Origin of the sequence: Pelosinus baikalensis (assembly GCF_020819555.1) — a bacterium.
Classification (GTDB): Bacteria; Bacillota; Negativicutes; order DSM-13327; family DSM-13327; genus Pelosinus; species Pelosinus baikalensis.
The window spans coordinates 1-2,614 of the sequence record NZ_JAJHJB010000100.1; the positions used below are offsets into that span (position 1 = coordinate 1).

Annotated in this window: 1 protein-coding gene; it reads right to left on the bottom strand. The window is 40.8% G+C overall.

What is annotated here, in order from left to right; all coding sequences use genetic code 11:
• A partial coding sequence (locus LMF89_RS25165) for a type I polyketide synthase (protein ID WP_304622628.1) occupies positions 1–2,570 on the bottom strand: 2,570 nt, incomplete at its 3' end.
• Between the last annotated feature and the right edge of the window lie 44 nt (positions 2,571–2,614).

Genomic DNA, 2,614 nt, shown 5'->3' on the forward strand with positions numbered 1-2,614 from the left:
CTAAACCGTTGTTCGGATAAATCGGAAGTATTTCTCTGCACCAGCGGATGAATGGACATAAAAGCTCCTGCACTTTCTACCCTACTATGATTGGTAGAGGTAACGTCAGGTATCCAATAACGACTCCTGGCAAAGGGATATGTCGGTAAACTGATCCGGTGCGGCTTGAAATCCCTATAGAAACGATTCCAATCTAAAGACACGCCTTTAACCCAAAGTTCAAGAACCTTAGCGTATTTTCGCTTTCTAATCCACGTATCAAGCATTACTGCCGTATCTTCATCCGCCGCAAAAATAGATACCACTTCTTTATTACGTTTTCCCTGACCTCGATATAGCTCTGCAATATCAGCTCGCCCGTTTAAAAAATCTTTTAGTTTTCTTTCCAATTCATGAATTGATCCGGCAATCACAGCCAAGCGTTCTTCCATCGCTTCCCGCCCGACTTGGAGTGTATAAGCTATATCGGCTAAATTACCGTCAGAAAATGGCTCTTTCTCAATGGCATTCAATAATTGCTGCACTTGTTCTTTCAGTCTCTCTTCATTTTTTGCCGACAATACAATAATCATAGGAAACGAATAGGAAGTTGTATGTCGCGGCACCAATTCTTTAGCAGCATATTCTTCTATTACAACATGGGCGTTTGATCCACCCGCGCCAAAAGACGAAACACCCGCAATTCTTGGATATTCAATTTTTTCTCCATTGATTTCAACTACCGGACGCTTCCAATCCTCAAGTGTTTGCTGCACAACAAAGGGTGTATTTTTGAAATCAATGTTGGAATTTAGTCGCTTAGAGTGTAGGGAAGGCACCAGTTGGTGATATTTTAGTTGCAGTAAAACCTTCGTTATCCCTGAAATACCCGCAGCACTCTCACAATGACCGATGTTGGATTTTACTGAGCCAATAGCACAAAATTGTTTATCTTTAGTATTTTTCCGGAAAACTGTAGTCAGCCCCGCAATTTCAATTGGATCTCCCAAGAAAGTTCCCGTACCATGTGCTTCTAGATAGCTAATTGCCCTTGGGCTGATTCCCGCATCCTCAATCGCTTTTCCAATTACACCCGCTTGCGCGTGAGGATTAGGAACTGTATATCCGTTAGTTTTTCCTCCATGATTAATTGCTGTTGCCTTAATTACTCCATAAATTTGATCTCCATCTGCAATCGCCTTTGCTAAAGGTTTAAGCAATACGGTGCCTACTCCTTCCCCAGGAACATAGCCGTCGCCTCCTTCTCCAAAACTTTCACACCGGCCTTTGCTTGATATAAAGTTGCCTTGCGCCAGAAACAAATATTTATTCGGATGTATGGATACATTAACCCCGCCTGCAATTGCAAGTTTGCACTCGCCCCGCTGCAGACTTTGGCAAGCCAAATGAATCGCAGTCAACGAAGAAGAACACATAGTATCAACAGCCATACTGGGTCCATTAAAATTGCAAAAATAAGACACTCGGTTCGCTATGGATGACGGACTTCCCCATAAAGCAACTGGTCTTCCCTGGATAGTTTCTTGCGCTCCGTAAAGCGGATACTCCTCATACATCACCCCTGCATAAACGCCCACATTACCGCCAAAGTCTGTAGTAAGAGTATTTCGTGTATAACCGGCATCCTCTAACGTTTCGAAAACACATTCTAAAAACAAACGTTCTTGAGGATCTATAAATTCTGCTTCACGCGGAGAAATATTGAAAAATAAAGGATCAAATTGATCTACTCCTTCTAAAAATCCACCCCATTTACTGTATGTTTTTCCATACTTAGTTTTATCCTTAGTATAATACAAGCTATGATCCCATCTATCTCCAGGAATTTCAGTAATACAATCCTTGCCATTACGTAAAATCTCCCAGAAATCATGAAGGTTTTTTGCTCCGGGATAACGGCCCGCTACCCCGATAACAGCTATATCTAATGCTCCTATCGATTTTTCTTTCTGTGAGTTACTATGAACAGATATAAATCGTGAATTTCTTTGCCGAATCTCTCCTGGTTTTAATTCAAATACCGGTTCCACTTCTTCCAAAACCTTAAAAGCCGTTGTATTTTCTCCGTATCCTATTATTTTGACTAGTTGACTGTAGTATGTTTCCAGAAAATATTCACTCAATTCCTGGATCGTTTGATATTCAAAAAATAAAGTCTTTGGTAATGAACCAAAATCTTTTTCTAAACGATCCGTTAATTGTAATACTAAGATTGAATCAATCCCATATTTTTCAAACGGTGTATTCTCTTCCATTTGATACATTGACAGCTTAAGGACAGAGGAAAGTATCATTTTAATATATCTTATGGTTTTTTCTCTTAACACATTAGAGCTTATTCCCGCGATTTCTTCACTTTTTTCAAGAAAATTTGAACCCTCTATAGAAACTTTTATTGGCTGTCCTATGTTTTCAAAATGCAGGTGCTGACGCTCTCCTTCCAGCACCATCACTTGTTCTACACCAGAAGATAAGCCACGATACAAAGCCTGGATACCAGCAGCCGTCTCAAGAGGAAGCATCCCCGTTTTTTGCAACATGCTTTTCGCGACCTCTTCATCAACATGCATTCCCCCTTCTTTCCACAGCGGCCAATTAACCGACAGTGTTCTGC